Consider the following 21,185-nt stretch of genomic DNA (forward strand, 5'->3'; position numbering starts at 1 on the left):
AGTAGTAGAGAAAAAGCAATGCTATTTTTATAGCATTGCTTTTTCTTGTCTCAGTATCCAAGTAACAGCATCTTGAAAGTTCTCTGCGATATAATTTGGTTCAATATGTGCCCACTTGTCGCGATATGTATGTAATGCGTCATGACCAGCGCCAGTTTGAACTAATATTGTTGTCGCTTTAACATTGGCACCAGCGACAATATCAGTCCAACGATCACCGATAACGATACATTTTGTTAAGTCTAGATTATATTTTTCTGCTGCTTGCAGAAGCATACCAGTACTTGGTTTACGGCACTGACAGCCATCTCCATGTCGATGTGGGCAAAGATATATATCATCAAAACCAAATGCTTGTAACTCTTGTCTAAAATCTTCTGCGCTTGCTTTTCCATCGGCAATACCTGGTTGATTTGTAAAGGAGAAGAGTTTTATGCTTTGCTCTTTTAATGCATCTAACGCGCCTTTTGTATAAGAGAACAGCTCGAACTCTCCTGGATAATGCACAGTTGCGTCTCCTCCAATTGTTCCATCACGGTCAATAAAAATAGCTTCTATGTTTTGTATATTTGTCATAGGGGAAGTTCCTTTCAGTAGGTCTATTAAAAGTATTTTACAAATCGATATCCGTTTACTTCATAGCCTAATTTTTGATAGAAGGGATGAGCTTCTTTGCGGTGTGTACCACTAACAAGCCATGTCCCAATACAGTTCTGTTCTTTTGCTAATTGTTCTGCATAGTCCATTAAAATTTGTCCAATTCCTTTTCGGCGAGCTGTAGAATCAACGCTAATAATAGAAATCTCTCCATACCGCGTCACATCTTCGAGATTTTCACGTATTCGGAATCCAAGTAATCCAAATATAGAAGAATCTTCTTCATATACATAGAGGAAATCAAAAGGGCTCATTGCGACAAACTGCAAACGGTTTTGCATATCAGCTTGTGAAATGTTTGAGCCTTTTAGCTCTTTTGTAAGGGAACATAGTGCTTCTATATCCTTTTCGGTTGCTGTTCGAATGTGCGGTGTCATAAAATCATCTCCATATGTAAAGGTATGTTTTCAATAACTCCAAACATTAAATATTCTGTTAAAATATATGTTTTCCTGCAAATAAATATGAATATTTATTTAACTAGATGTAAAAATGTTAGTTTAGAAGAAAAATATGTTATGATTTTCCTGGTGATTATTGTAAGTGTTTAGAAAGTGGGGAATGAATGTGCTAGAAGTAAATATTTGCTCGGCAGGCTATGAAGCTGGTCAAACAACGATACAAAACATAGCATTTTCGGTTGAGAAAGGCGAGCTCGTTGCTCTTATAGGTGCGAATGGAGCAGGAAAGAGTACCACTATAAAATCCATATTAGGTCTGCTTTCTCATATGGATGGGACCGTTTCTTTCGGTGATAAAGAAAACCCGTATGTCTATGTACCGGAAAATCCAACGTATTATGATTATTTAACGTTATGGGAGCATATTGAATTATTAATGGCTGCACGTGGATGCGAGGTAGGAAGCTGGGAGGAGCAGGCGAAAGAGTTATTACGTACGTTCCGAATGGAGAATCATATACATGAATACTTATCGAAGTTTTCAAAAGGAATGAAACAGAAGTCGATGCTGATTTTGGCTTTTTTAACAAAATCAGATTTTTATATTATTGATGAGCCATTTATCGGATTAGATCCAGTTGCAACGCGAGAATTTTTAACTTTCCTATATAAAGAGAAAGAACGAGGGGCTGGCATTTTACTTTGTACACACGTGTTAGATACAGCGGAAAGAATATGTGAGCGTTTTTTACTCATTTCAGAAGGTACACTATTAGCGAACGGCGATTTACAAACCATTCAATCACTAGCAAATATGCCAGAAAGTTCACTATTAGATTACTTTGATGCGATTGTAAGGCGGGAACAAGATGATAAAAAAGCAATTTTATAAACGTCTATTTTACGAATTTCATATGAAATGGAAATCGATTCGTTCTGTTACGGATTGGACAGTAGCTTTATATATCATCATACCAGCGCTTGTATTTAGCGGCATTTATTACCGCTCGTTATGGACGAAAGAGCTATCCGTAGAAGAAACAATCTACTTTTCACTTGGTTTACTCGTTTTTTATTTTGTTACATTCTCAAGAGGAACGCGTTCATTCTTTGAGCAAGCAGATAGTTTGTTTTTAATTCAGCATCCTTCTCATATGAAAAAACTGATGAGGTATGGGACAATGTATACATTTGTTCGCATTAGCATAACAAATGTAATTGTGACAATGGCTATGCTACCTGTTTTTCTAAAAAACATGGATGCATCTATACTTCAAGTATTGTTATTTTGGCTATTTTTCACTGTTTTTCGATGTATGGTATCCCTATTGGTACGATATGTCGATGTGCGAATAGGAAAGCGTTGGGTGTTATGGATTGTAAAGAATATGCTATTTTTAATTGGTTTAATTTGTTTTGGAAGTGGTATGTTTTTCGTTTTCAAAAATCCAATTTGTTCAATACCATTTATCGTTATATTTATTTTAATTAGTGTAGCATTGATAAAGAAAAAAATGAATTATCAGCGTTTCTTTTTTAAAGAAGTTGAAAAGGAAAAGGCAGAGAGTATGCGTTGGACGATGGATATCATGCAGTTTGGTGGACATGTAATAAAACCAAGTAATACTACTTCAAAGCCATGGGTTTTCCCGCGCTCAAAACGGATTTTAGGACGTAAATCCGATTCGCGCATTGTAGAATCCTTTTTAAAAGAATATTTTCGTACGGGAAATTCTTTGGGTTTTTATATTCGAATTGTGCTTATAAGTGCATTGGCTATTACACGGACACCATGGTGGATAACTTCCATTATTCTCGTATTTTCCTTGTTTGCAATTGCTCGTTATTCACGTGATCGTTGGAGTGAATTTACGAAAAAAATGTTTCTTCAATTGTATTGTAATGAAGGCAGGTTGGTGTGGTTAAGATGGAAATCTAGTCAGTATTTATTTCTTCCAGCCCTTTTCATTTATGGAACGGTTATACTTGCACAGTTTTATTTACTTCCGGCAATAATCATTGGGATCATATTGGTGATTCTAGTAGGATGGATTGTATTTATACCCTAAAAAAGAGCCACAATGGCTCTTTTTAGTCCGTAATCGATTGATGAATAAAATATAAGAGAACAACAATGCTCACGATGGAGTAAATAACATCAAGGCTCAACGAAATTCCTCCTCACTATACGTATGTTCCTATTATATGAAATCTTACTATTACGTATTCAAATGAAAAAAATGTGAACGTTAACAAATTTGTAAAGTGCAAAAATTAACATCATTTTGTATAATAGAAGAAACAACAACGGTTATGAGAATATAAGTAGTGAAAGAGGAGAGAATAAAATGCCAAATTGGTTTAAAAAGACGTTAGTCACATTAATTACTGTATTTACGTTTGGCTTAGTGACGCCTCCTTCTATTTTGCTTGATAATGCAAAAGCGGACAAGCCTACAAGACAGCAAAATCTAGAGCAGACGTCATATACGTATGAAGACAAAAACGAAGAGCTAACAGCGAATGATTTTCTCACCTATGCAATGCAGGAAGCTGAGAGACAATCGATGCGGAAATTTGGATCTAAAATTGGACCTGTAATTGAAGATGAATTTAAAGATATTATTTTACCTAAAATAGAAGAGGCAATTGAAGAACTTGCAACTGATGTACCAGAAGGTTCTTTACAATCATTAGCAATTTCACAAAGGCCAGCAGGTGGTAACAACGAAAAAATTTTTCACGTGTATGATACAAAAACAGGAAGCGACTTACTTCGTTTCCATGTAAGGCGGGATCACCCACCGCAAGATGGATATTATTTTAATTTCCATTATCATCGTTACGATGATGGATTTACAGGACATCATGAACTAGGAAATATTTATTGGAATACAAATACACCACCGCAATGGTTGTCTTAATGCAGAAAGAACAGGGAAATATTCCTTGTTCTTTTTTTGTAAAATACAGCACTTACTTAAGAAGTTATATGGGAAAGGATAAGAATGTATAAAGAGAACTTTTTCATGTACATAAGAAAAGAGGCAGATGAAATGGTAAAGTATATTATTTTTGATTTTGACGGAACGTTAGTAGATTCGAAAGACGTTTTTATAGAAGCTTATAATCAGCTTGCGGAGAAACATAACTATAAACAGATAAAAAACGAAGAGCTGGAAGAGCTAAGAAAGCTATCGATTCGGGAGCGATGTAAAGCTTTGAACTTTCCCATGTATAAAATTCCGTTTTTTGTACCAGAATTATATGCTTTGTATAAAGACTCTATTAAAGACGTCGTGTTAATAGATGGAGTTAAGGAATTGCTAGATGAATTAACAAAAAGAGGATATAGATTAGCTATTATATCGTCAAATGCGGAAGAAAATATTAGGCAGTTTCTTCTGCATAATGAAATCAAAAATGTGAAAGAAGTTTTTTGCTCAAAGAATATATTCGGTAAGGATAAAGTGATTAAGAAGTTTTTAAAAGAAAAGAAATTACAAACTGAAGAAGTCTTATATGTTGGAGATGAACAGCGAGATGTTGTTGCATGTAAAAAGATTGGTGTAGAAATTATTTGGGTTGGATGGGGATATGATGTGTTAGATACGATAAAAGAGGATTCCCCAGATTATGTGGTTTATAACCCGAAGGAAATTACATCAATAGTAGAACATATTAAATAAGTGAAATGTAGAAGTATTCACAAGCTAATTTCTATAGCAGAAAGAGCACCAATTTGGTGCTCTTTCTTTGTAATAAGGATGCTATTCTCTCTTAGAGTATCTCAAATTGAAGATACGTTCCCTATTTAATCTTTGTAAATGTAAGAGGCTGTGTACTCAACATGACAGGTAAGTGTAATTGCACCTTTTCTAAGCTACCGTCTGTGCTCATTTCGTATGCAAGCATTACCTTTAGTTCATTTTGAAAGACGTTCCAAGTTGTGCTGAACATATCATAGTGATAGTGATTCATTACAACATCAAACGATTCAAACCGTAAATGTAAATTATCATTTTGTTTATATACTTCAAGCGTTCCATATGCAGGATGTTGAAATGTCCCAGTGTAGTCTTCTAAGGAATGAGAAGGTTTTGTCTCCTTAATTTGCTCTGGAAGTGATTGGGGTGTTCCTTTCATCATTTCTTTCATTTTAGCAGTGTCTTCTAGAGCGCGCTTATGCCAGTCAATTGTTTCTAATCCGAGGAGTTCGTCATAGATTTGATTTGCGAGATAACTAGGGAGTAGTGTAGTTCCAGCGTTAGTTAATATGACAAGTCCTATATTTTCTTTTGGAATGAATGAGACAAGTGCAGAAAATCCATCGATACCTCCGCTGTGATGAATCACTTTATAACCACGGTAGGCACTAATAAACCAACCAAGACCATAACTATTCAATGGTGATTCAGGTGTTGATAAAAATGGTTGGTCAGGAATTGTGTTGTGTGGCGTATACATTTGTTGTAGTAATTCGGGAGATAGTAATTCATGCCCTCCGTTTTTTCCTTGATTAAGATGGAAAAGTACCCAATTTACCATATCTTCAATTGTAGAATTAATGCATCCAGCAGCTCCTACTGTATCAAGGTTACGGAATGGTACTTCTTTTATTTTTCCATCGTTCTCAACGTAAGGCAATGCATAGTCATTCGTATTTTGTGAGTCTGTCACAGAGAAGTTTGTTTGTTCCATTTGAAGTGGTTCTAAAATATGTTCTTTTGCATATTGCTCCCATGTTTGATTTGTAATGTTTTCTACAATATAGCTAATTGTTGCATACATTAAGTTGTTATATAAGAAAGCCGTGCGAAATGGTGCATCAAGTGGTAAATGTTTTATTTTTTCAACAAGGCCTTTTCGAGTTAAGGAAGAATTATACCAAAGAGCATCATGGCGATTTACTCCAGAGCGGTGAGAAGCTAAATCCCGCGCTGTAATTTGCGAGCTTGCAAATACATCGGATAAAGAGAAGGAAGGGATGTAAGATTGAACAGGAGTATCCCAATCAAACTTTTTTTGTTGTGCTAATAAGCTTAAAGAAAGTGTACCAAATGCTTTTGTGGCAGAGCCGATTGCAAAACGTGTTTGAGGTGTAACAAGTTCTTTCTTTTCTAAATTACGATAGCCAAATCCTTCTGAAACAATGACTTTTCCGTCTTTTATAATCGCGATAGCAGCTCCTGGAACATGTAAATCTTTCATCATTTTTTCAACTGTGTTATGTAGTGTGCTCGAAGGGGATGTTTTAATTTTAGACATGTGTATAACCTCCAATTATTATTTGCTTTCGCGTTATAGTTTCTTGGATGAAATGGGAAAAACCTTTTAAGATATAAAAAGTTAAGAATTTTGTAATGATAAATAAATAAATATTTATTTATCATTACAAAAGGGATGCGGAGGAATGTTATCTATAAAAAATACGTTATGTGAAAATAGAATCAATCCAATTGGTATTGATTTGAAAGTTGTCAAAATAAGTTGGCAGTTGGATTCAAAGAAGCAAAGTGTGTTGCAAGTTGCATATCCATTACAGGAAGAAACTGATCAAGAAAATAGGTCCAGGAAATTATCAATTTGAATTTAATAAATAAAAATTTCTAGCGTTAGATTTTTGTTAATACTTACTATATTGAAATATTTTTTAATAACAGATATCAGGGATTTTGAATGCAGAATTATTTTTTGTATGATAAACTCCATATAGGAAAAAGATGCGAAAGAGGGTTTTCTTACATATGAAACATGCAGAATATGAATACTTAAATATGTGTCGTCACGTTATGGAGCATGGCACGAAAAAGGAAGATCGTACAGGAACAGGAACTGTGTCTGTATTTGGATATCAAATGCGTTTTGACCTTAGCAAAGGGTTTCCGTTACTTACGACAAAACGTGTACCTTTTCGCCTTGTAGCAAGTGAATTGCTTTGGTTTATGAAAGGTGATACAAATATCCGCTATTTACTTCAAAATAACAATAATATTTGGAATGAATGGGCGTTTAAAAGCTGGGTAGAAAGCGATGCATATACAGGTCCGGATATGACAGACTTTGGACTTCGCTCTCAGCAAGATGAAGAATTTAAGAAGCAGTATGAAGAGCAAATGGAATTGTTTAAAAAGAGTGTATTAGAAGATGATGATTTTGCGAAGCAATATGGTTATTTAGGAGATGTGTATGGAAAACAGTGGCGTGCATGGAAAACGACAGCAGGAGAAACAATCGATCAGTTAAAAGATGTAATTGATATGATTAAGAAAACACCAGATTCTCGTCGTTTACTTGTATCTGCATGGAACCCTGAAGATGTACCAAGTATGGCTCTGCCTCCTTGTCATACATTATTCCAATTTTACGTAGCAGATGGAAAACTATCATGTCAGCTCTATCAACGTAGTGGTGACATTTTCCTTGGCATTCCTTTTAACATTGCAAGCTATTCGTTATTAACACATTTAATTGCACATGAATGTGGTTTAGAAGTTGGAGAATTTGTTCATACGATCGGAGACGCTCATATTTACACAAATCATTTTGAACAAGTGGAAAAGCAATTAGCACGTGAACCACGTTCATTCCCAACGTTAACATTAAATCCAGATGTGAAATCTGTTTTTGATTTTGAAATGGATGACTTAGTACTAGAAGGATATGATCCGCATCCGGCAATTAAAGCGCCTGTTGCAGTATAATCGCAGAAGGAGGAGAAAAAATGATTATTTCATTTATGGTCGCAATGGATGAAAATCGTGTTATTGGTAAAGATAATGCGTTACCTTGGCGTTTACCAAGTGAGTTACAGTATGTTAAGAAAACAACAATGGGACACCCGCTTATTATGGGAAGAAAAAACTATGAGTCGATTGGAAGACCATTACCTGGTAGACGTAATATCATTGTAACGCGTGATACGAATTATCATGTGGAAGGCTGTGAAATTGCACATTCAGTCCAAGAAGTATTCGAGCTCTGTAAAAATGAAGAAGAAATTTTCATTTTTGGTGGGGAGCAAATTTATCAATTATTTTTACCGTATGCGGAACGGTTATATATTACAAAGATTCATTATGCGTTTGAAGGAGATACATTCTTCCCAGAAATCAATATGGAAGAGTGGAAGGAAGTATTTGTGGAAAAAGGAATTACCGATGAAAAGAATCCGTATACATACTACTACCACATATACGAAAAACAACAATAAATGAGAAGATTGGTATGCATTCATACCAATCTTTTTTTGTTAAAAACTGTATATTAGGAACATGGGATGTTATACTGAGAAATGAATGTTTTAATGTGTTGAGTCGCTTTATAAACAATTCCACAAAAAAGAAATCTGTATTATAATTTCTTTGATAAGGTGAAGGAGGAGAATCAGTTGAAAAAAATATGGGGACTACTTCTTCTTTGTATCGCACTCGTTTTAGTCGGCTGCGGTAAAGAAGAAACGCCAGAGCAAGCATTCGATACATACACGAAAGCATGGAATAAACAAAAATTTGCAGAGATGTATAATCAGCTGTCAGAAAATGCGAAAAAATCTATTTCAAAGAAAGAATTTACTGAGAAATATGAAAAGATTTATGCAGGCATTGAAGTCAAAAATTTGAAAGTCGAAGCAGAAAAAGTAAAAGAGGATAAAAAAGAAAAAGGGCCAATCCCTTTTAAAGTTAGTATGGATACAGTAGGTGGGAAAATTTCATTTGTACAGGAAGCGAAGATTGTGAAAGAAAAAGATGGAGATAAAGAATCTTGGAAAATAGATTGGACTCCTGAATTTATTTTCCCAGGTATGACAAAAGATAGTAAAATCCGTATGCAAGCGTTCCAAGCAAAACGCGGTGAATTATATGATCGCAACGGAAATGGTTTAGCGACAAACGGAAGAGCATCTGAAGTTGGAATTATTCCTGGAAAACTAGGAGATGCAGCACCAGAAACGAAAGCAACAGTTGCTAAACTGCTCAATATGTCTATAGAAGAGATTGATCAAAAACTTGCAGCAAAATGGGTGAAACCAGATTATTTCGTACCAATTGGGATTCTGCAAGATGGTGCAACACAAAATGATTATCTTGCTATGGAGGGTGTTTCGACTCGACCAGTAACAGTGCGTACCTATCCATTAGGAGAAGCGGCAGCACATTTAACAGGTTATGTTGGCAAAGTAAATGCGGAAGATTTAAAAACGCTTCAGAAAAAAGGTTATCAAGCAGATGATCCAGTTGGAAAAGCTGGTTTAGAGCAAGTGTTTGAAGACAAGCTACGCGGTGAAAAGGGTGGCCGTGTCTTTATGGAAGATGAAAAAGGGAAAGAAATAAAAAATTTAGCGAAAACAGAAGCGAAAGATGGAGAAAACGTTACGCTAACAATCGATGGTACTGTACAAGAAAAAATCTTTAACGAAATGAAGGGTGAAGCAGGCTCAAGTGCAGCCATCAATCCACAAACAGGTGAAACATTAGCACTTGTAAGCAGCCCGGCCTATAATCCAAATGTGATAGTAAGGGGTGCTTCGAAAGCACAGCGTGAGGCATGGAGTAATGATCCGAAAAAACCAATGACGAATCGTTTTACACAAGCAACTGCTCCAGGATCCGTTTTTAAACCAATTACAGGTGCAATTGGTCTTGAAACGAAAGTAATTAATCCGAAAGAAGAATTGAAAATTGAAGGATTACAGTGGACAAAAGATTCTTCTTGGGGCAACTATTATGTGACACGGGTAAAAGATGCCAGCCCAATTGATTTTGATAAAGCAATGAAGTATTCAGATAATATTTACTTTGCACAAGAAGCATTAAAAATTGGAAAAGATAAATTTACAAACGAAGCGAAGAAATTTGGATTTGGTGAAAAATTACCAATCGAATATGGATTCCCTATTTCAAAAATTGCAATAGATGGTATTAAAACTGATATTCAACTTGCTGATACGGGATATGGACAAGGTCAAGTTTTAATGACACCTCTTCATTTAGCTTTAACATATGCGCCAATTGTAAATGAAGGAAATATTCCTTCTCCTCATCTCATAAAAGAGGAGAAGCAAGTGAAACCTTGGAAAGAAAATGTAGTTTCTAAAGGAAATCAAGAAATATTGAAAAATGCGTTAATAAAAGTAATCAACGATCCAGATGGTACAGGGAAAATTGCGAAGATCGATGGAATGACCCTTGCTGGTAAAACAGGAACAGCTGAATTAAAAGAATCAAAAGAAGCGGATGGAAAAGAACTTGGTTGGTTTGCTGCTTTTGATGCGAATGCTCCAAATATGGTTGTTACGATGATGATTGAAGATGTAAAGGGTAGAGGTGGAAGTAACGTCCCTGCTGAAAAAGTAAAACATGTATTTCAAAAGTAATAAATAAGGAAGCTATCTCTATTAAAAAGAGGTAGCTTTTTTCTATTATTAATAGAGGATAGAATCATATAATGTACATTTTTATTTACTTACGAAAAAAAAGTAGCTATTTTTTATTGACAAAAAATAATTATTTTTATATCATTACTTACGTAAGGTAAGTAATTTACTTTTTAATAAATAATCTCAAAACAAAGATATTAACAACAAGAAAAAAGGGAGCGAATATAATGACTAAAGTACTATTTATTACAGCAAATCCAAACTCAGCAGAAGCATCATTCAGCGTAGCAGTAGGGGAAGCTTTTATTGAAGCTTACAAACAAGAGAATCCAGCAGATGAAGTTGTAACAATTGATCTATTCAATACAACTGTACCAGCAATTGACGCTGAAGTACTTGCAGCATGGGGCAAATTTGCAGCAGGTGAAGGCTTTGAAACATTAAGTGAAAGCCAACAACAAAAAATTGCAGCAATGAACACAAACTTAGAAACATTTATGCATGCAGATCGTTATGTTTTCGTAACACCAATGTGGAACTTCAGCTACCCACCAGTAGTAAAAGCATACTTAGATAACTTATCTATCGCAGGTAAAACATTTAAATATACTGAAAATGGACCGGTTGGTTTATTAGAAGGCAAAAAAGCATTTCACATTCAAGCTACAGGCGGCGTTTACTCTGAAGGACCTTATGCAGCGATGGACTTCGGCCGTAACCACTTAAAAGCATTACTAGGCTTTATTGGTGTATCTGATGTAGACTACCTTGCAATTGAAGGTATGAGTGCAAACCCTGAAAAAGCACCAGAAATTAAAGAAGCAGCAATTGAAAAAGCACGCGAACTAGCAAAACGCTTCTAATATAGAAAACTCAAAAAATATTCAAACGCTTGTCGTTTGGATATTTTTTCTTTTTTTTCCTTCGCTTGTTTAGTATAATGAAGGACGGAATGAGAATAGGTGGAGGTTCTATATGATTCAAACATTTTTTAAAATCTTTTATTTAATTTTAGTTGTAATTGGTATTACACCGAGGTTATGGCGTATAAAACGTAAAGTACATACAATTTCGCCACAAGAAAAAGATCGCCTTGTGTATAAAACAACGAACTGGTTTGGAAAGAAAATGGTTCGTGTAACAGGCTCAACAGTACAAGTGAATGGACTTGAAAATGTGCCACAAGATAAGCCAGTACTTGTTGTAAGTAATCATCAAAGTAATATGGATATTGCGGTCTTACTAGGTTATTTAAATAAACCAATTGGATTCGTTTCAAAAGCGGAAATTAAAAAATTTCCACTTGTACCAACGTGGATGGAATTGATGAACTGTGTGTTTATGGATCGCAGTAATCGTCGTCAATCCTTGCAAGCTATTAAAGATGGAATTGAATTCTTAAAGCAAGGTCATTCTATCGTTATTTTTCCAGAAGGAACCCGCAGCAAGGGTAATGAAATGGGAGAATTTAAAGCTGGTAGTTTCCACCTTGCTGTAAAAGCAGGTGTAGCAATTTTACCAGTAACAGTGAACGGGACATATAAAATGTTTGAAGCGAACGGTAATCGAATGAAACCAGCTAATGCAACGATAACGATTTCGAAACCAATTACAGCTGAGCAATATGAAAGTATGGATATTAAAGAATTAACAAAGTATACACAAGATGTTATTGCAGCTCAGTTACATAAGTAATAAAAAAAGGTCTCAGCTATGAAAAGCTGAGACCTTTTTTATGCGACCGGTAATACGTAAAATAATACGCAGAAAAACAGCATAGTACTACCGCCTAGTACAAATAGATGCCAAATCGCATGGTTAAACGGAAGTTTCTCCCAAAGAAAGAAGATCGCTCCGACCGAGTATAAAATTCCACCGATTAAGAGGAGGGAAAATCCATGCCCTGTTAAATTTGCATACAGTGGTTCAATTGCAACGATAATAAGCCAGCCCATCAGGAGATAAAACAGTGTCGATAGTTTAATGAATCTGCGTACAAAAAATATTTTAAAGACAATTCCTGCAATTGCAAGCGTCCAAATAATTGCAAGTAATGTCCAGCCAAGAGGACCACGCAGTGTAATCAGTAAAAATGGTGTATATGTGCCAGCGATTAATAAATAAATGGCAGAATGATCTAAAATCGTAAATAACTTTTCTACTTTTGGATGATGAATGCTATGCAATAACGTCGAACATAAATAGAGTAGGAACATGCTAACACCGTACACTGTAAAGCCGACAATGGCTGATGTTGTCCCATGTTTTGAAGCATGAATAATTAAGATAATTAAAGCAGGAATACTTAAAATGGCACCAATGCCATGTGTAATCGCATTTGCAATTTCTTCTTTTACGAATTGTGTCATTCGTGTTAGTTTTTGAGTCATAATTCGACTCCTTTCTTGTTTGATGAAGTAAGGTTCATTTGTCTTTTACCATATCATATTAAGAAGGGATAGAAAATGAAAATTGTTTAAATAGTATATTTTCTAATTTTTTTGACAAAAGACAACGGATACATTGACGTTTACAAACTTTTTTGACAAAATAAAATTAAGTGAGATTAAGGGGGAAGTCATATGCCAAACATTGGGATTCCAGGTTTAATATTAATTTTAGTACTCGCTTTAATTATTTTCGGTCCTAAAAAGTTACCTGAAATCGGACGAGCATTTGGAGAAACGTTAAAAGAATTTAAAAAGTCTGCAAAAGGGTTACATGATGATACGGATGAAAAGAAATAAATTTCACTAGATTATTTTGTATTTATGGCTTGTAGTGAGTAGGGAATGTGGTGATATGAGTGAGCAATCAAGAAATGAGTGTAACAGAGCATCTTGGTGAGTTAAGAAAACGACTCATTATAACAGCACTGACGTTTCTGTTTTTTATTATCATTGGCTTTTCATTTACGAAAGAAATTTATAATTTTATCGTAAAAGATTTAACTATGAAATTAACAGTTTTAGGTCCGAGTGATATTTTATGGATTTATTTTGTGATTGCGGCTGTTTTTTCAATCGTATGCACAATACCAATTGCAGCATTGCAAATTTGGTTATTCGTAAAACCAGCACTACACCCGCATGAACGAAAAATGACGATTCTTTATATACCGGCATTATTTCTATTGTTTATTGGAGGGCTTTGCTTCGGTTATTTTCTAATTTTGCCATTTGTCTTACAATTTTTAATTAGTCTTGGTGATGAAATGTTTCAAACAATGTTTACGACGGAGAAATATTTTTCATTTGTTATGAATATGACGGTGCCGTTTGCAGTCATTTTTGAACTCCCAGTCGTTGCAATGTTTTTAACAAGCATAGGTGTTCTTAATCCAATTGCACTACAAAAGGTGAGAAGGTATGCGTATTTTATTTTAATTGTTATCGCTGTTTGTATTACACCGCCAGACTTTATCTCTGATTTTTCAGTAGCAATTCCACTTCTTGTAATTTATGAATTAAGTATTACAGCTTCGAAGATCGTATATAAACGAAAAATGAAACGAGAAATGGAAACAGAATCAAAAAGTGCCTCATTATGAAGGCACTTTTTTTATTTATTTGTTATACTATCCTTGTAAACGTATACAATATAAAGAAGAAAAAATTTATACAATCTCCAAAATTTAGACAAACTTTTCACCTGTGTCAGTTTATACTAATTTTATAAATCCAATAAAAAAGAGGATTGATATCGTGATTATGAAAAGTTTTTACTTCACTCATTCAACGGGGGCATGTGTCAAAATATTTGAGATCCCCGTTCTACAAACACAGCATCCATTAGCGTTTCTGATTCAGTCACGTCTTCAGCTATTCATTGCCAAAATTCAAAAACAAAAACAACCGAGATTTTCATATTCATTTCGAGAATATTTGCAAAGTTGTTTAAAGTGGAATGATTATTCGAATGTGTATAAAACAAATACGCTTGAAAAAAATGCGTAGTGGGAAATATGGACAGAGCAATGTGCTCTGTCACTTTCTTTTTTGACATAAAACAAAAGATTTTTGTCGAAAATCACTTCAAACTGTTGAAAGCATTGTGAATACTAGTATAATAACAGGGAGAGCGTATTGGAAAGGGAAGAAGTAAAATATGCAAAAAATTAAAATTGTTACAGACTCAACAGTGGATTTATCACAAGATGTGATTGAAAAATATGATATTTATGTTATCCCATTATCCATTTTTGTGAATGGAAGCACGTACTTAGATCGTGTTGATTTACAACCAGATGAATTTATTGAAGAAATGCAAAAGTCAGAAGAATTACCAAAAACATCACAACCAGCAGTCGGATCGTTTGTTGAAATGTATGATCGTTTAGGAGAGGACGGTAGTCAAGTCCTTTCAATCCACTTAACAAATGGTTTAAGCGGTTCGGTTGCAACAGCAAACAGTGCAGCAACAATGACAGATACAAAGGTTACAGTAGTAGATTCATTGTTTATTTCGCATGCTTTAGCATACCAAGTAATCGAAGCAGCAAAGATGGCACGTGAAGGAAGCTCTTTAGAGGAAATTTTGAATCGTGTTGAAGAAGTTCGAAAAAATACTCGTCTATTTGTAGTTGTTGATACGTTAGAAAACCTTGTAAAAGGTGGCCGAATCGGAAAAGGAAAAGCGATGATTGGTTCTTTACTAAATATTAAGCCAATTGCAGCTATTGAAGACGGTGTCTATAATCCAGTTGCAAAAGTGCGCAGCCAAGGTCAAATTGTAAAAACATTAATGAAAATGTTTGAGGAAGATACGGCTGGTAAAACGGTAAAGGCAGTAGGTGTGCCACATGCAAAAGCGTTGCCACTAGCACAAAAAATGAAGGAAGCCGTTGAAAAAATAAGTGGTTTTACACAAACAGAAGTTTTCTATACAACACCTGTTATTAGTACACACACTGGTGTAGGCGCAATTGGATTTTCTTATTTTGCTGAATAGAAAAGAAGGCTACTTGAGAGTATATTCGACAGTAGCACTTTTTTTATCATGCGAACGGGGAGTGGAAGAAGAACCACCCACTGATTAAAGTTTCACTTTATTGAATGAAGTATAAAATGATAAGCGAAATGTAAGAGAAAATACATATTATAAGTCGTTTTTGCAAATATTGGTTCATACAGATAACACCTTTCCCCTTTTGATATATATCATGCACAAAAGGGGAAAGGTGTTATGCGTTTACGTGTTCTTTTTTTAACTCTTTTTTTTCAGTAGGTGTATTGACCGGAATATATGTTTGACCAAGAAACAAAACATGAAGTTGTTCCCATGGTAACATGCGCAAATTCCAATTGTTGCGAAGGCGTGTAATCGCTTCTTTTGGCGTTTCATCCGCGAGTGCAAAGGCACCGTAATGCATTGGAATAAAATGTGTTGCCTTTATATCTAGAAATGCTTGTACAGCTTCTTCTGGTGAAACATGAGATACTTTCATAAACCATTCCGGTTCATATGCACCGATGGGCATTAAAGCAATATCAATAGAAAAACGTTTTCCGATTTCTTTAAACCCTTTAAAATAACCGCTATCACCACAGAAATAAATCGTTTCATTTGTTGTTTTATTATCAATAACCCATCCTCCCCAGTGGGAAGAATTCATATCGAATAACGATCTTCTCGTCCAATGCTGAGAAGGTACAAAGTGAAAGTGTACATCATCTATTTTTGTTGACTCCCACCAATTATATTCTTCTACTCGCATAAACTTTTTTCGTAAAAATAATTTTTTTAACCCAGTAGGTACTAAATATAAAACATCAGAACCGAGCTGACGGAGTGTTGAAAAGTCCAAATGGTCATAGTGACCGTGTGAAATGAGGACGACATCAATGTTTGGTAATTCTTGTATTGTAAGCCCGGGCTCAGTAAGTCTTGGAACGAGCTTTATTTTCTTTGACCAAACTGGATCTGTTAATATATTCAGTCCATTTGTTTGTATGAAGAAAGTTGAATGTCCTATCCATGTAACGGTTGTCTTATTATCATTATTTCGCAAAAAATCAGCTTGCTTGACAGGTGATTGTTCTACTAGGAAAGAAAAATCTTTCTTGTTTTGTTTTCGTTCTTTACGCCATTGTAAAAATGCACGAAGCGTTTTTTTTGTACTAACATTATCTATGTTCTCATAACGCTTTGCCATAAATATCACCTCACTTAAAATCTCTGTATTTGTATTGTACCGAAATGTTGTAAAGGAAAAAAGTGAGAAAAATTGATTAACTATTAAAAAAATGTAAAAAATAGCACGTATATCTTTACAAAGTTAGAAAAGGATGAATGATTCGTGTGAGAAGACTGTATAATTATGAAACACTGATTCGTTTGTCTAGTTATTGGCTCATAAGAAGTAAGAAGGAGTCCTAAATTCGTACGATTTCGTGAACAATTAGGATAAACAATTCTCTCATAGTGTTTACTTTTGTTATGATAAACATAAATCACATATTTAGAGAAAGAGAAAAGAGGTTTGAAAATGAAGCGTTATCAAAAGTTAATGGGTTTCTTAGTTATTTTTTGTTTTTTTGTATTGGCGGGATGTACTTCAGGTCCAAAATTACGAGATGCATTAAATTGGGATTTAGAAAGTTTTCAATACATAAATCAAGAAGGTGAAAAATTTGGAACAAAAGATTTGAAAGGTAAAGTATGGGTCGCTAATTTTATGTTTACAAATTGCAAAACAGTATGTCCACCGATGACGGCAAATATGGCGAAATTGCAAAAAATGGCGAAAGAACAAAAATTAGATGTTCAATTTGTTTCATTTAGCGTTGATCCAGAAGTGGATAAACCAGAGAATTTAAAAGCATTTATACAAAAATTCACAGAAGATACGAAAAACTGGAACTTGTTAACTGGTTATTCACTAGAAGACGTTAAAAAGTTTGCAAAGAACAACTTCCAAACACTTGTTGATAAGCCAGATAATACGGATCAAGTTATGCATGGCACGTCATTTTATTTAATAGATCAAGATGGAAAAGTAATGAAGAAGTATAGCGGAATTAGTAATACACCATATGATGATATTCTGCGTGATATAAAACGATTAGAGCGATAAAAAGAAGGATGCCGCAGCATCCTTCTTTTTATTTCTTACAAGTTTTAGGGTTCACTTTATTTTATCCCGCTATTCGTGGGTAGTAATACTCTCACCTCAAAATTCGATAGGAAGCAAAGAAGTTAAACTGCCCGTAAAAGCCCGATTGGTGAGGGCTAATGATCAGTGAAGATGCGGCAAACCCTGACTGATCAAAGTTTCATAAAAATCGTTAATCTATGGATAAAATATCATGTTGCTGTGGAAGTTTTGGTGCGCGAATTTCTAAAATGCCATTTTCATAGGAAGCTTTTGCAACTTTTTTATTAATTAAATACGGTAATTTGATCATACGAGAAGCTTCTGACATGGAACGCTCACGACGATAGTAATTATGGGACTCTTCCTCTTTTGCTTCTTCTAATATGTCTTCTTTTACCAAGATTTTTAAATGCTCGCTTTGTATTTCAATTTGAATTTGTTCTTTTTGAATGCCTGGGAGTTCAGCTTTTATGACAAGGTCTTCATCCACTTCATATAAATCTACGGGGAATGTTACTAAACGATTCCCTTTTTGGAAAAAGTGATTCATATCAGCAATTACATCCCGAAGTGGTGTTTGCTCAAAAAAATCATCAATTTGTTTCAAGTAACTGCGAATGGGTGGACGCGATGAGGATTCTTTCTTTTCATCACTCATGATTTTTCCTCCTAGAAATCAATTTGAAATATCATATGACAAAAGTGTCTAAATGTGAGTGCCTATTTTTCTGGTTCAAAAGAAATTTCTGAGGGAAATGTGCAGGAGAGCGCTTTTTTTTTATTGTTTTTGTCGCCATATTGAGTTGATTATGCTAGTATAAATAGGGTTGATATAGTAGTATAGAATCAGAATGAGAACTGAAAGAGGGTAAGAAGTATGTGTGGTTTTGTAGGATGTTTATGTGAAAACCCTAGAGAGTTTTCAGCAGAAGAAAAACATCAATTTGAAAATATGAATACGATTATCTTTCACCGTGGTCCGGATGACGAAGGATATTTTCGTGATGAACATGTACAATTTGGCTTCCGCCGTTTAAGTATCATTGACTTAGAGGCAGGACATCAGCCGCTAACTTATGAAAATGATCGATATGTAATTATTTTTAATGGTGAAATTTACAACTATGTAGAATTACGTGAAATGTTACTTGAAAAAGGAGCAACGTTTGCAACGCAATCAGATACAGAAGTAATTATTGCTTTGTATGCTCACATGAAAGAAAAATGTGTAGATTATCTTCGTGGTATGTTTGCATTTATGATTTGGGATCGTGAAGAGAAGAAACTTTTCGGTGCACGTGACCATTTCGGTATTAAACCACTGTACATTGCACAGCAAGGTGATACAACATTCTTTGCATCTGAAAAGAAAAGTATTATGCACGTGATGCAAGATAAAGGAGTAAATCCAACTTCTCTGCAACATTACTTTACGTATCAATATGGGCCAGAACCTGAAACATTAACAGTTGATATTAACAAAATTGAGCCGGGTCATTATTTCGTAAAAGAAATCGGTAAAGAGATGGAAATTCATCGCTACTGGCAACCGTATTTCAATGCTTCAAGTGCAACGAAAGAAGAGCACATTCAAGCGATTCGCGACGTATTATATGATTCTGTAAAAGTGCATATGCGTAGTGACGTACCAGTAGGCTCATTCTTATCTGGTGGTATTGATTCTTCGATTATCGCGTCTATCGCAAGAGAGATGAATCCAAATCTTCTAACATTCTCTGTTGGTTTTGAACGCCGCGGCTTCAGTGAAGTTGATGTAGCAAAAGAAACAGCAGAAAAGTTAGGTGTAACAAACCATAGTGTCTTCATTACAGCGAAAGAATTCATGAATGAATTTCCGAAAATTATGTGGCATATGGATGATCCTTTAGCTGACCCAGCTGCTGTGCCATTATACTTTGTTGCGAAAGAAGCACGTAAGTATGTAACGGTTGTTCTTTCAGGTGAAGGTGCGGACGAGCTGTTTGGTGGATATAATATTTATCGTGAGCCAAACTCTCTAAAAATGTTCTCTTACATTCCTACGCCAGGGAAGAGCGTCTTAAAAGCATTAAGCGGCGCTTTAAAAGAAGGATTTAAAGGAAAAAGCTTCTTAGAGCGTGGATGTACACCAATTGAAGAGCGTTACTATGGAAATGCGAAAATCTTCCGTGAAGAAGAAAAAGCAGAATTAATGAAATACTACAATGAAAGTGTTAACTATATGGATATCACGAAGCCATTGTATAACGAAATTAAAGATTACGATGATGTAAGCAAAATGCAATACATCGATATGTTCACATGGCTGCGCGGCGACATTTTATTAAAAGCTGATAAAATGACGATGGCGAACTCATTAGAACTTCGTGTACCATTCTTAGATAAAGAAGTTTTCGATGTTGCGTCTAAAATCCCAACAGAATTAAAAATCGCAAATGGAACAACAAAAGCAATTTTACGTGAAGCAGTGCGCGGAATCGTTCCAGATCACGTGTTAGATCGTAAAAAGCTAGGATTCCCAGTACCAATTCGTCATTGGTTAAAAGATGAAATGCATGATTGGGCTACTAACATTATTAAAGAAAGCAAAACAGAGCATTTAATCGACAAACAGTACGTATTAGACTTATTGGAAGCACATTGTGCAGATAAAGGCGATTATAGCCGTAAAATTTGGACAGTACTTGCATTTATGGTATGGCACCAAATTTATGTTGAGCATAAATACGACACAAATGAGTTTCATGAAGAAACGAAACGTGCTTATAGCTTAGTGTAAATAAGGAAACCTTAAGATCATATACGATCTTAAGGTTTTTTTCATAAATATGTATTGTGCTCGATACAATAATAATAAGAAGGTGGACAAAATATGATTACGTTTGAAAAAGTAACGGAAGAAACGAAAATGGTTGTCGAAGAAATGTTTTCTTCCCATTGTTTAAGGGAGCAAGCAGTTCAATATTGCATAAAATTTGATGATACATATATTGGTTTAATCGACTATATGGTACAAGAAGAGAAAGCTAGATTATCGGTTTTAATTATTCATAATGATTATCAAAGCTATGGATACGGAACAAATGCTTACTTTACATTTGAAGAGATGATGAAACATAGAAATGTAACGTGTATAGAAATACTACAAAAGGATCTTACTGTACAGGCAAAAGCTTTTATAGAAGGTCTCGGTTTTGAAGATAACAATGAAGTTTATATGAAGCACTTGTAAAAAGATAGATAGAAATTCACAATATATATGAAATATAGGATTGAAAACGAAAGTGAGGCAGGTGGATGTATGGGGATGACGTCAGGACTTTTATTAGTAGGAGGCTGTTTTTTAGTAGCAGAGCTATGTCAAATACTCATCCGAAAAATAATGTATAAAAAGCGCAAACCATATGAATGGCAATACGTACCGGTATTTTCCGTTTTGTTTATCACTTTGTATATGTTGCAGAGCGTGACACATTTCCCGCCCATGTTAAGTATCTTTTTGAAGTTTGGTTTACTATATAGCAGTTTTGGAATTTCTATTCTATTGTGTTTGTTTTGTATACGACATGTTCATTACCAGTCGTATATATATATTCTAAATTGGTTAAAACGAGATGATGGAAACCGCCTTACATAAGGTGGTTTTTGTCTG

The 21,185-nt window shown here is 34.8% G+C and carries 23 protein-coding genes and 1 pseudogene; 18 read left to right on the forward strand and 6 right to left on the reverse strand.

What is annotated here, in order from left to right:
- Positions 1-27: 27 nt before the first annotated feature.
- Positions 28-567: an HAD-IIIA family hydrolase gene (locus QRE67_RS10915; protein WP_286125251.1), complete on the reverse strand. Its 540-nt coding sequence runs from the start codon at positions 565-567 to the stop codon at positions 28-30.
- 35 nt (positions 568-602) lie between these two features.
- Positions 603-1,034 (reverse strand): GNAT family N-acetyltransferase, encoded by a 432-nt coding sequence (locus tag QRE67_RS10920; protein WP_286124860.1) that lies wholly within the window; start codon positions 1,032-1,034, stop codon positions 603-605.
- A gap of 190 nt (positions 1,035-1,224) precedes the next feature.
- Here QRE67_RS10920 and QRE67_RS10925 point away from each other — a divergent pair, with 190 nt between their 5' ends.
- From QRE67_RS10925 to QRE67_RS10940, 4 genes are all read left to right on the forward strand, one after another.
- Positions 1,225-1,950, forward strand: coding sequence for an ABC transporter ATP-binding protein (locus QRE67_RS10925; RefSeq protein ID WP_286125252.1), 726 nt, complete (start codon positions 1,225-1,227; stop codon positions 1,948-1,950).
- Positions 1,928-3,127, forward strand: a complete 1,200-nt coding sequence (locus QRE67_RS10930; RefSeq protein WP_286124861.1) for an ABC transporter permease — start codon at positions 1,928-1,930, stop codon at positions 3,125-3,127. Before QRE67_RS10925 ends, QRE67_RS10930 begins: the two co-directional genes overlap by 23 nt.
- A gap of 279 nt (positions 3,128-3,406) precedes the next feature.
- A complete protein-coding gene (locus QRE67_RS10935) occupies positions 3,407-3,982 on the forward strand; it encodes a YpjP family protein (protein WP_286124862.1) in 576 nt (191 codons plus the stop codon).
- Positions 3,983-4,114: 132 nt separating this feature from the next.
- Positions 4,115-4,747, forward strand: coding sequence for an HAD-IA family hydrolase (locus tag QRE67_RS10940; RefSeq protein ID WP_286125253.1), 633 nt, complete (start codon positions 4,115-4,117; stop codon positions 4,745-4,747).
- Between the two features lie 121 nt (positions 4,748-4,868).
- Here QRE67_RS10940 and QRE67_RS10945 read toward each other — a convergent pair whose 3' ends face one another.
- Positions 4,869-6,326, reverse strand: a complete 1,458-nt coding sequence (locus tag QRE67_RS10945) for a serine hydrolase (RefSeq protein ID WP_286124863.1) — start codon at positions 6,324-6,326, stop codon at positions 4,869-4,871.
- 145 nt (positions 6,327-6,471) lie between these two features.
- On the opposite strand from QRE67_RS10945, the pseudogene QRE67_RS10950 reads away from it, so the two are divergent.
- From QRE67_RS10950 to QRE67_RS10975, 6 genes and pseudogenes are all read left to right on the forward strand, one after another.
- A pseudogene (locus QRE67_RS10950) lies at positions 6,472-6,621 on the forward strand (glycoside hydrolase family 78 protein); the annotation flags it as partial.
- Positions 6,622-6,805: 184 nt separating this feature from the next.
- Entirely contained in the window at positions 6,806-7,762 is a 957-nt protein-coding gene (locus tag QRE67_RS10955; protein WP_286124865.1) for a thymidylate synthase, read from the forward strand.
- A gap of 20 nt (positions 7,763-7,782) precedes the next feature.
- A complete protein-coding gene (locus QRE67_RS10960) occupies positions 7,783-8,271 on the forward strand; it encodes a dihydrofolate reductase (RefSeq protein ID WP_286124866.1) in 489 nt (162 codons plus the stop codon).
- A 177-nt stretch (positions 8,272-8,448) separates the two neighbouring features.
- Positions 8,449-10,434 (forward strand): penicillin-binding transpeptidase domain-containing protein, encoded by a 1,986-nt coding sequence (locus QRE67_RS10965; protein WP_286124867.1) that lies wholly within the window; start codon positions 8,449-8,451, stop codon positions 10,432-10,434.
- A 230-nt stretch (positions 10,435-10,664) separates the two neighbouring features.
- Positions 10,665-11,300: an FMN-dependent NADH-azoreductase gene (locus tag QRE67_RS10970; RefSeq protein WP_286124868.1), complete on the forward strand. Its 636-nt coding sequence runs from the start codon at positions 10,665-10,667 to the stop codon at positions 11,298-11,300.
- Between the two features lie 112 nt (positions 11,301-11,412).
- Positions 11,413-12,132, forward strand: coding sequence for a lysophospholipid acyltransferase family protein (locus QRE67_RS10975; RefSeq protein WP_286124869.1), 720 nt, complete (start codon positions 11,413-11,415; stop codon positions 12,130-12,132).
- Positions 12,133-12,170: 38 nt separating this feature from the next.
- On the opposite strand, the gene trhA is transcribed toward QRE67_RS10975, so the two are convergent.
- Positions 12,171-12,827, reverse strand: coding sequence for a PAQR family membrane homeostasis protein TrhA (trhA, locus tag QRE67_RS10980; RefSeq protein ID WP_286124870.1), 657 nt, complete (start codon positions 12,825-12,827; stop codon positions 12,171-12,173).
- Between the two features lie 192 nt (positions 12,828-13,019).
- On the opposite strand from trhA, the gene tatA reads away from it, so the two are divergent.
- The 4 genes from tatA to QRE67_RS11000 all read left to right on the forward strand — a co-directional run bounded on the left by tatA (position 13,020) and on the right by QRE67_RS11000 (position 15,387).
- Complete coding sequence (gene tatA, locus QRE67_RS10985; protein WP_286124871.1) at positions 13,020-13,184, forward strand: twin-arginine translocase TatA/TatE family subunit; 165 nt, start codon at positions 13,020-13,022, stop codon at positions 13,182-13,184.
- 74 nt (positions 13,185-13,258) lie between these two features.
- On the forward strand, positions 13,259-13,987 hold the full coding sequence (gene tatC / locus QRE67_RS10990) for a twin-arginine translocase subunit TatC (RefSeq protein WP_286125254.1): 729 nt from the start codon (positions 13,259-13,261) through the stop codon (positions 13,985-13,987).
- A gap of 154 nt (positions 13,988-14,141) precedes the next feature.
- Positions 14,142-14,393: a DUF2535 family protein gene (locus QRE67_RS10995; RefSeq protein ID WP_286124872.1), complete on the forward strand. Its 252-nt coding sequence runs from the start codon at positions 14,142-14,144 to the stop codon at positions 14,391-14,393.
- A 151-nt stretch (positions 14,394-14,544) separates the two neighbouring features.
- Complete coding sequence (locus QRE67_RS11000; protein ID WP_286124873.1) at positions 14,545-15,387, forward strand: DegV family protein; 843 nt, start codon at positions 14,545-14,547, stop codon at positions 15,385-15,387.
- Between the two features lie 232 nt (positions 15,388-15,619).
- Here QRE67_RS11000 and QRE67_RS11005 read toward each other — a convergent pair whose 3' ends face one another.
- Positions 15,620-16,591, reverse strand: a complete 972-nt coding sequence (locus tag QRE67_RS11005) for an MBL fold metallo-hydrolase (protein WP_286124874.1) — start codon at positions 16,589-16,591, stop codon at positions 15,620-15,622.
- 333 nt (positions 16,592-16,924) lie between these two features.
- Between QRE67_RS11005 and QRE67_RS11010 the strand changes: the two genes are divergently transcribed.
- A complete protein-coding gene (locus QRE67_RS11010) occupies positions 16,925-17,512 on the forward strand; it encodes an SCO family protein (protein WP_286124875.1) in 588 nt (195 codons plus the stop codon).
- 211 nt (positions 17,513-17,723) lie between these two features.
- On the opposite strand, the gene QRE67_RS11015 is transcribed toward QRE67_RS11010, so the two are convergent.
- The gene (locus tag QRE67_RS11015) at positions 17,724-18,191 is read right to left on the reverse strand and encodes an Hsp20/alpha crystallin family protein (RefSeq protein WP_286124876.1); all 468 of its coding nucleotides are present in this window, start codon (positions 18,189-18,191) and stop codon (positions 17,724-17,726) included.
- Positions 18,192-18,410: 219 nt separating this feature from the next.
- Here QRE67_RS11015 and asnB point away from each other — a divergent pair, with 219 nt between their 5' ends.
- The 3 genes from asnB to QRE67_RS11030 all read left to right on the forward strand — a co-directional run bounded on the left by asnB (position 18,411) and on the right by QRE67_RS11030 (position 21,170).
- Positions 18,411-20,312 carry an asparagine synthase (glutamine-hydrolyzing) gene (gene asnB / locus QRE67_RS11020; protein WP_286124877.1) on the forward strand — a complete coding sequence of 634 codons (1,902 nt, stop codon included), beginning with the start codon at positions 18,411-18,413 and terminating at the stop codon, positions 20,310-20,312.
- A 93-nt stretch (positions 20,313-20,405) separates the two neighbouring features.
- Positions 20,406-20,765, forward strand: coding sequence for a GNAT family N-acetyltransferase (locus QRE67_RS11025; protein WP_286124878.1), 360 nt, complete (start codon positions 20,406-20,408; stop codon positions 20,763-20,765).
- A gap of 75 nt (positions 20,766-20,840) precedes the next feature.
- Positions 20,841-21,170, forward strand: a complete 330-nt coding sequence (locus QRE67_RS11030) for a hypothetical protein (RefSeq protein WP_286124879.1) — start codon at positions 20,841-20,843, stop codon at positions 21,168-21,170.
- Positions 21,171-21,185 lie beyond the last annotated feature (15 nt).

The sequence above is a fragment of the Bacillus sp. DX3.1 genome (assembly GCF_030292155.1).
GTDB lineage: Bacteria > Bacillota > Bacilli > Bacillales > Bacillaceae_G > Bacillus_A.

Excerpts from the sequence above, each read along its gene's own strand:
- asnB (WP_286124877.1), top strand. The coding sequence starts at position 18,411 with ATGTGTGGTTTTGTAGGATGTTTATGTGAAAACCCTAGAGAGTTTTCA.
- QRE67_RS10945 (WP_286124863.1), bottom strand. The coding sequence starts at position 6,326 with ATGTCTAAAATTAAAACATCCCCTTCGAGCACACTACATAACACAGTT.
- QRE67_RS11005 (WP_286124874.1), bottom strand. The coding sequence starts at position 16,591 with ATGGCAAAGCGTTATGAGAACATAGATAATGTTAGTACAAAAAAAACG.
- QRE67_RS10930 (WP_286124861.1), top strand. The coding sequence starts at position 1,928 with ATGATAAAAAAGCAATTTTATAAACGTCTATTTTACGAATTTCATATG.
- trhA (WP_286124870.1), bottom strand. The coding sequence starts at position 12,827 with ATGACTCAAAAACTAACACGAATGACACAATTCGTAAAAGAAGAAATT.
- QRE67_RS11025 (WP_286124878.1), top strand. The coding sequence starts at position 20,406 with ATGATTACGTTTGAAAAAGTAACGGAAGAAACGAAAATGGTTGTCGAA.
- QRE67_RS10960 (WP_286124866.1), top strand. The coding sequence starts at position 7,783 with ATGATTATTTCATTTATGGTCGCAATGGATGAAAATCGTGTTATTGGT.
- QRE67_RS10935 (WP_286124862.1), top strand. The coding sequence starts at position 3,407 with ATGCCAAATTGGTTTAAAAAGACGTTAGTCACATTAATTACTGTATTT.
- QRE67_RS10970 (WP_286124868.1), top strand. The coding sequence starts at position 10,665 with ATGACTAAAGTACTATTTATTACAGCAAATCCAAACTCAGCAGAAGCA.
- QRE67_RS10940 (WP_286125253.1), top strand. The coding sequence starts at position 4,115 with ATGGTAAAGTATATTATTTTTGATTTTGACGGAACGTTAGTAGATTCG.
- QRE67_RS11000 (WP_286124873.1), top strand. The coding sequence starts at position 14,545 with ATGCAAAAAATTAAAATTGTTACAGACTCAACAGTGGATTTATCACAA.
- QRE67_RS10920 (WP_286124860.1), bottom strand. The coding sequence starts at position 1,034 with ATGACACCGCACATTCGAACAGCAACCGAAAAGGATATAGAAGCACTA.
- QRE67_RS11010 (WP_286124875.1), top strand. The coding sequence starts at position 16,925 with ATGAAGCGTTATCAAAAGTTAATGGGTTTCTTAGTTATTTTTTGTTTT.
- tatC (WP_286125254.1), top strand. The coding sequence starts at position 13,259 with ATGAGTGTAACAGAGCATCTTGGTGAGTTAAGAAAACGACTCATTATA.
- tatA (WP_286124871.1), top strand. The coding sequence starts at position 13,020 with ATGCCAAACATTGGGATTCCAGGTTTAATATTAATTTTAGTACTCGCT.
- QRE67_RS10955 (WP_286124865.1), top strand. The coding sequence starts at position 6,806 with ATGAAACATGCAGAATATGAATACTTAAATATGTGTCGTCACGTTATG.
- QRE67_RS10975 (WP_286124869.1), top strand. The coding sequence starts at position 11,413 with ATGATTCAAACATTTTTTAAAATCTTTTATTTAATTTTAGTTGTAATT.
- QRE67_RS11015 (WP_286124876.1), bottom strand. The coding sequence starts at position 18,191 with ATGAGTGATGAAAAGAAAGAATCCTCATCGCGTCCACCCATTCGCAGT.
- QRE67_RS11030 (WP_286124879.1), top strand. The coding sequence starts at position 20,841 with ATGACGTCAGGACTTTTATTAGTAGGAGGCTGTTTTTTAGTAGCAGAG.